Genomic DNA, 6,648 nt, shown 5'->3' on the forward strand with positions numbered 1-6,648 from the left:
GACCGTGCCCCCCTGGACGTGCTGATCCGGCGCGTCGACCCCGACGTACCGCTCCCGGCGTACGCGATGCCCGGCGACGCCGGAGCCGATCTGCGCACCACGGAGCCGTGCGAACTCGCGCCCGGTGAACGGGCGGTGCTGCCGACCGGGGTTTCCATCGCCCTGCCCGAGGGGTACGCGGCCTTCGTGCACCCCCGGTCCGGCCTCGCCGCCCGCTGCGGTGTCGCCATGGTGAATGCCCCGGGGACGATTGATGCCGGGTACCGTGGGGAGATCAAGGTGATCGTGGTGAATCTCGACCCGCGCGACAGCGTGCGGTTCGAGCGCTTCGACCGGATTGCCCAACTGGTCGTCCAGCAGGTCGAGACGGTCCGCTTCCAGGAGGTGGCGGAGCTTCCCGGCTCGGCGCGGGCCGAGGGGGGATTCGGTTCCACCGGTGGTCACGCCGCCGTGGACGCCAGCGCGGGACAGCAAACGGGTGGGAATCGATACGCGTCGGTCGTATCCGACCGGGAAGGACAGTGACGTGTTCGGACGTCGCAAGAAGAGTGGTGCCGCCGCGGACGCGGCGGGCGAGGCCGAGCAGGTCGTCGACAGCACTGGCAGCACGGACATCGCAGACATGACGGACGGCGCCGAGGGCGCTCAGGACGCCGCGTCCCGGCGCGTGCGCCTGGAGCCCGAGCCGCGTCCCGACGGACCCTGGGACGTCTCCGAGGTCCGCGAGCCGGGCGAGGGGCGGGTGGACCTCGGCGGTCTGTTCGTGCCCGGCGTCGAGGGCATGGAGCTGCGCGTGGAGGTCGCGGGCGACGCGATCGTCGCGGCCACCGTCGTGCTCCAGGACAGCGCCATCCAGCTCCAGGCCTTCGCCGCGCCCAAGCGGGAGGGCATCTGGGGCGAGGTGCGCGAGGAGATCGCCTCCGGCATCACGCAGCAGGGCGGGGTCATCGACGAGGTCGAGGGGCCGCTCGGCTGGGAGCTGCGGGCCCAGGTGCCGGTGCAGCTCCCGGACGGCACGGGCGGCTTCCAGGTGGTCCGGTTCGTGGGCGTGGACGGCCCGCGCTGGTTCCTGCGCGGAGTGATCTCCGGCCAGGGCGCGGTGCAGCCGCAGGCCGCGGGGCTCCTGGAGCAGATCTTCCGGGACACGGTCGTCGTCCGCGGCGAGGGCCCGATGGCCCCGCGCGACCCGATCGTCCTCAAGCTGCCGGACGACGCCCAGATGGTCGCCGAGGGCGTCCAGCAGGAGGACCAGGAGACGTCCCGCTTCTCCGGCGGCATGGGCCAGCTCGCCCGCGGCCCGGAGATCACCGAAGTCCGCTGACACGGCCCCCGCAAGGGGCGCGGGGAACTGCGCGAGCAACCAACATCGCTCCCGCACCCGCCGTCAACGGGAACAGGGCAGACGCCCAGGCGAAAAGGCAAGGCCGAAGGGCCGCGTCCCAGCACAGGGACGCGGCCCTTCGGCATGTCGCGTACACCCCCTTCGCCCGCCGCCCGAGGCGCCCGCACGGCATCCGTAAGAGACCCGTCAACGCGACGTCAGTGGCCGTAAGGGAGACGTCAACGGCGATCGAAACGCGCCATCGACGCTGTTTCCTCGTGAGGTCAGCACTTCCGTATCTCATCTAGGAGCACACGATGGCCGACCTGGCCTTCGTCGTCACCACGGTCGCGGTCTTCGCCCTGGTGGCCCTCGTCGCCAAGGGGGTGGCGAAGCTGTGAGCGCAGAGAACGTCGTCGGTCTCCTCGTGGCCGTCGCCCTGCTGGGCTATCTCGTCCTCGCCCTTGTGTTCCCGGAGAGGTTCTGAGCGGCCCCATGAGTCCCGTCCTCGCTGGCGTGCTCCAGCTCCTCGCCCTCGTCGTCGCGCTGGGCCTCGCCCACCGCCCGCTCGGCGACTACATGGCCGGCGTCTACTCCTCCGACAAGCACCTGCGCGTCGAGAAGTGGATCTACAAGGGCATCGGCGCCGACCCCGGCGCCGCGATGCGCTGGCCCGCCTACCTCCGGGGTGTGCTCGCCTTCTCCGCGGCGAGCATGCTCTTCCTCTACCTGCTCCAGCGGCTCCAGGGCTCGCTGCCGGGCTCGCTCGGCTTCCGGTCGATCGACCCGGACCAGGCCTTCAACACCGCCGCGTCCTTCGTCGCCAACACCAACTGGCAGTCGTACTCGGGTGAGCAGGCCATGGGCCACGTCGTGCAGACCGCCGGCCTCGCCGTGCAGAACTTCGTCTCCGCGGCCGTCGGCATCGCCGTCGCCGTGGCGCTGGTACGCGGCTTCGCCCGCAGCCGCACGGGCGACCTCGGCAACTTCTGGGCCGACCTGGTGCGCGGTGTCGTGCGCATCCTGCTGCCGCTCTCCGTGGTCGGCGCGCTGGTCCTGGTGGCCTGCGGCGTCATCCAGAACTTCTCCGGCATCCACGGGGTCGGCCAGTTCCTCGGCGGCGAGCAGCAGTGGAACGGCGGCGCGGTCGCCTCCCAGGAGGTCATCAAGGAGCTGGGCACCAACGGCGGCGGCTACTTCAACGCCAACTCGGCCCACCCCTTCGAGAACCCGAACCCCCTCTCCAACCTCTTCGAGATCTTCCTGATCCTGGTCATCCCGTTCGCCCTGACCCGCACCTTCGGCACGATGGTCGGCTCGGTCCGGCAGGGCTACGCGATCCTCGCCACGATGGGGGCGATCTGGCTGGGCTTCACCGCGCTGATGATGTGGACCGAGTTCCACCACGGCGGCCCGGCCTTCGACCTCGCGGGCGGTGCCATGGAGGGCAAGGAGACCCGCTTCGGCATCGGCGGCTCCTCGCTCTTCGCGACGAGCACCACGCTCACCTCCACGGGCGCCGTGAACTCCTTCCACTCCTCGTACACCGGCTTCGGCGGCGGGATCACGATGCTGGGCATGCAGCTCGGCGAGATCGCGCCCGGCGGCGTCGGCTCCGGCCTCTACGGCATGCTGATCATGGCGATCATCGCGGTCTTCATCGCGGGCCTGATGGTCGGCCGTACGCCCGAGTACCTGGGCAAGAAGATCGGCACCCGCGAGATCAAGCTCGCGGCCTGCTACATCCTCGTCACGCCCGCGCTCGTGCTCGGCTTCACCGGCGCCTCGATGGCCCTGGACACACCGAAGGACTCGCTGCTCAACGGGGGCGCGCACGGGTTCTCGGAGATCCTGTACGCCTTCACCTCCGGCGCCAACAACAACGGCTCGGCCTTCGCCGGCCTCGCCGCGGACACCCAGTGGTTCAACACCACCATCGGCCTCGCGATGCTGCTCGGCCGGTTCCTGCCGATGGTGTTCGTCCTCGCGCTCGCCGGATCGCTCGCCGGGCAGCAGCCGGTGCCGAAGACGGCGGGCACCCTGCGCACCGAGAAGCCCCTGTTCACGGGGTTGCTCGTCGGCACCATCACGATCATCACCGGTCTGACGTACTTCCCCGCGCTCGCGCTCGGGCCGCTCGCCGAGGGCCTCGCGTCATGACCGTCCCCACCGAGCAGGAGGAGCCCGGCTCCATGACCACCGCCACCCCCACGCGCGCGCCGCACCAGGACGTGCCGACCGGCCACGGGCCGGACGACGGCAGGGTCGGCCAAGGCCTCTTCGATCCGGCGCAGCTCCTGAGGTCCGTCCCGGACGCCGTCAGGAAGCTCGACCCGCGGGTGATGGTCAAGTCGCCCGTGATGTTCGTGGTCCTCATCGGCTCCGTCCTCACCACGCTGCTCGCGGTCAAGGACCCGGGCGACTGGTTCGGCTGGGCGATCGCCGCCTGGCTGTGGCTGACCACGCTCTTCGCCAACCTCGCGGAGGCGGTGGCCGAGGGCCGCGGAAAGGCCCAGGCCGACACCCTGCGCAAGGCCAAGACCGACACGGTCGCGCGCCGCCTGGCCGCCGACGGCGGGGCGGAGGAGCGGGTTCCGGGCACCGAGCTGCGCGTCGGCGACCTGGTCGTCTGCGAGGCCGGTGACGTCATCCCCGGCGACGGCGACGTCGTGGAGGGCGTGGCCAGCGTCGACGAGTCGGCGATCACCGGCGAGTCGGCGCCCGTCATCCGCGAGTCCGGCGGCGACCGGTCCGCGGTCACCGGCGGCACGAAGGTGCTCTCCGACCGCGTCGTCATCAAGATCACGACGAAGCCCGGCGAGACCTTCATCGACCGGATGATCAACCTGGTCGAGGGCGCCGCCCGGCAGAAGACGCCCAACGAGATCGCGCTCAACATCCTGCTCGCCTCGCTGACCGTGGTCTTCCTGCTCGCGGTCGTCACGCTCCAGCCGTTCGCGGTGTACGCAGGGGCCGAGCAGTCCATGATCGTGCTCTGCGCGCTCCTGGTCTGCCTCATCCCGACGACCATCGGCGCCCTGCTGTCCGCGATCGGCATCGCCGGCATGGACCGGCTGGTCCAGCGCAACGTCCTCGCCATGTCCGGCCGGGCCGTCGAGGCCGCCGGCGACGTCTCCACGCTGCTCCTCGACAAGACCGGCACCATCACGCTGGGCAACCGCCGGGCCGCGGAGTTCGTCCCCGTGCGCGGCACCACCGAGGCCGAGGTCGCCGACGCCGCCCAGCTCTCCTCGCTGGCCGACGAGACGCCCGAGGGCCGCTCGATCGTCGTCCTGGCCAAGGAGAAGTACGGCCTGCGCGAGCGGCACCAGGGCGAGCTGACCGGCGCCGAGTGGATCGCCTTCACCGCCCAGACCCGGATGTCCGGCGTGGACGTCGACGGGCGCAAGGTCCGCAAGGGCGCGACCGGCTCGGTGCTCGCCTGGGTGCAGGAGCGCGGCGGCACGGCCACGGCCGAGGCGCGGGAGCTCACCGACACGATCGCGCAGGCGGGCGGCACGCCGCTGCTGGTGGCGGTCGAGGACGCCGACGGCGCCCGCGTCCTCGGCGTCATCCACCTCAAGGACGTCGTCAAGGAAGGCATGCGGGAGCGGTTCGACGAGCTGCGCCGCATGGGCATCAAGACCGTCATGATCACGGGCGACAACCCGCTGACGGCCAAGGCCATCGCCGACGAGGCGGGCGTGGACGACTTCCTCGCGGAGGCCACCCCCGAGGACAAGATGGCGCTGATCAAGCGCGAACAGGCGGGCGGCAAGCTCGTGGCGATGACGGGCGACGGCACCAACGACGCCCCGGCGCTCGCCCAGGCCGACGTCGGCGTGGCCATGAACACCGGCACCTCGGCCGCCAAGGAGGCCGGGAACATGGTGGACCTGGACTCCAACCCGACCAAGCTGATCGAGATCGTCGAGATCGGCAAGCAACTGTTGATCACCCGTGGCGCCTTGACCACGTTCTCGATCGCCAACGACGTGGCGAAGTACTTCGCGATCATCCCGGCCATGTTCGCCGTGGTGTACCCGGGCCTGGACAAGCTCAACATCATGGACCTGTCCAGCCCCAAGTCCGCGATCCTGTCGGCCGTCATCTTCAACGCGCTGATCATCGTGGCCCTGGTGCCGCTGGCCCTGAAGGGCGTGCGCTACCGGCCCATGAGCGCGGACCGGATGCTCCGGCGCAACCTCGGCCTCTACGGCCTCGGCGGACTCGTCGCGCCGTTCGTCGGCATCAAACTCATCGACCTGCTCATCTCCCTCATCCCTGGCATTGGGTGACTCGGCATGAACAACACCGTGGCTAACACCACCCGGCTGCTGGGCGCCGGCCTGCGCGCCGTGCTCGTCCTGACCCTCGTCTGCGGCGTGCTCTACCCGCTGGCCGTCACCGGCGTCGCCCAGGCCCTCTTCCACGACAAGGCCAACGGCTCCGAGGTCGAGGACGGCGGCAGGGTCGTCGGCTCCGAGCTCATCGGCCAGCGCTACGACCTGCCCCTGAAGAAGGGCCAGGAGACCCCGGCCCCGGACCTCAGGTGGTTCCAGCCCCGGCCGTCCAACGGACTCGGCACCAACAGCGTGAACACCCGCTACAAGCTGCTCCTGTCCGGCGCGACCAACCTCGCGGGCGACTCCGGAACCATGAAGGACAAGAACGGTCGGCAGGTCTGCGACCCCCGGGCCACCGAAGGCCTGTGCGCGCAGGTCAAGGCGGCCAAGGACGCCGTCGTCAAGGACAACTCGACGGCCCGCCACAAGATCCGGCCCGCCGACGTCCCGGCCGACGCCGTCACGTCCTCCGGCTCGGGCCTCGACCCGCACATCTCGCCCGCGTACGCCGACCTCCAGGCGTACCGGGTCGCCGAGAGGAACCGGCTGGACGTCGAGGACGTACGCAAGCTCGTCGACGACCACACCGACGGCCGCGTGCTCGGCTTCATGGGGGAGCCCCGGGTGAACGTCCTGAAGCTCAACATCGCCCTGAAGCACCTGGTCGCCGCCGAGGGCTGACCCGCCCGGCCCTCCACGGCACCGAAGCACGGCCCGCGGGGCCCGGACCACCCGGGCCCCGCGGGCGTCCCCGTACGCCCGCGCGCCCACCGTGTCAGGGTTCTGTCAAGGAGCTGCCGAAACGACCGCCCCACCCGCTTTGCCGGAATTGTTGGCCGTAAGGTCGACGCTGCGTACACAGCAGTTCCAGGAAGACAATGAGGCCATGGCACGCGGCAAGCTTCGGATCTATCTCGGTGCGGCACCGGGTGTGGGCAAGACGTATGCGATGTTGTCCGAGGCGCACCGGCGGGTGGAGCG

Annotated in this window: 7 protein-coding genes; all 7 read left to right on the plus strand. The window is 70.7% G+C overall.

Translation table 11 applies throughout. The annotated features are described in order from the left end of the window. The first annotated feature begins 18 nt into the window (after positions 1–18). A complete protein-coding gene (dut, locus tag IE330_RS00620; protein WP_190133799.1) occupies positions 19–525 on the plus strand; it encodes a dUTP diphosphatase in 507 nt (168 codons plus the stop codon). A 1-nt stretch (position 526) separates the two neighbouring features. Continuing rightward, entirely contained in the window at positions 527–1,321 is a 795-nt protein-coding gene (locus tag IE330_RS00625; protein WP_190133782.1) for a DUF3710 domain-containing protein, read from the plus strand. 397 nt (positions 1,322–1,718) lie between these two features. Then, a complete protein-coding gene (gene kdpF / locus IE330_RS00630) occupies positions 1,719–1,808 on the plus strand; it encodes a K(+)-transporting ATPase subunit F (RefSeq protein WP_190133783.1) in 90 nt (29 codons plus the stop codon). A gap of 8 nt (positions 1,809–1,816) precedes the next feature. Further along, the gene (gene kdpA / locus IE330_RS00635; protein ID WP_190133784.1) at positions 1,817–3,481 is read left to right on the plus strand and encodes a potassium-transporting ATPase subunit KdpA; all 1,665 of its coding nucleotides are present in this window, start codon (positions 1,817–1,819) and stop codon (positions 3,479–3,481) included. Further along, entirely contained in the window at positions 3,478–5,619 is a 2,142-nt protein-coding gene (gene kdpB, locus IE330_RS00640) for a potassium-transporting ATPase subunit KdpB (protein ID WP_190133785.1), read from the plus strand. The genes kdpA and kdpB overlap by 4 nt, the downstream gene beginning before the upstream one ends. Positions 5,620–5,625: 6 nt before the next feature. After that, a complete protein-coding gene (locus IE330_RS00645; RefSeq protein ID WP_190133786.1) occupies positions 5,626–6,348 on the plus strand; it encodes a potassium-transporting ATPase subunit C in 723 nt (240 codons plus the stop codon). Positions 6,349–6,553: 205 nt separating this feature from the next. After that, positions 6,554–6,648: hypothetical protein (locus tag IE330_RS39830; protein ID WP_194732754.1), on the plus strand; the 95-nt coding region annotated here is incomplete at its 3' end.

The organism is Streptomyces longispororuber (assembly GCF_014656095.1).
In the GTDB taxonomy this organism is placed as follows: domain Bacteria; phylum Actinomycetota; class Actinomycetes; order Streptomycetales; family Streptomycetaceae; genus Streptomyces; species Streptomyces longispororuber.

What these genes read in the sequence shown, in the direction of transcription:
- kdpA (WP_190133784.1), top strand. Translation starts at nt 1,817, where the DNA reads ATGAGTCCCGTCCTCGCTGGCGTGCTCCAGCTCCTCGCCCTCGTCGTC.
- kdpB (WP_190133785.1), top strand. Translation starts at nt 3,478, where the DNA reads ATGACCGTCCCCACCGAGCAGGAGGAGCCCGGCTCCATGACCACCGCC.
- IE330_RS00645 (WP_190133786.1), top strand. Translation starts at nt 5,626, where the DNA reads ATGAACAACACCGTGGCTAACACCACCCGGCTGCTGGGCGCCGGCCTG.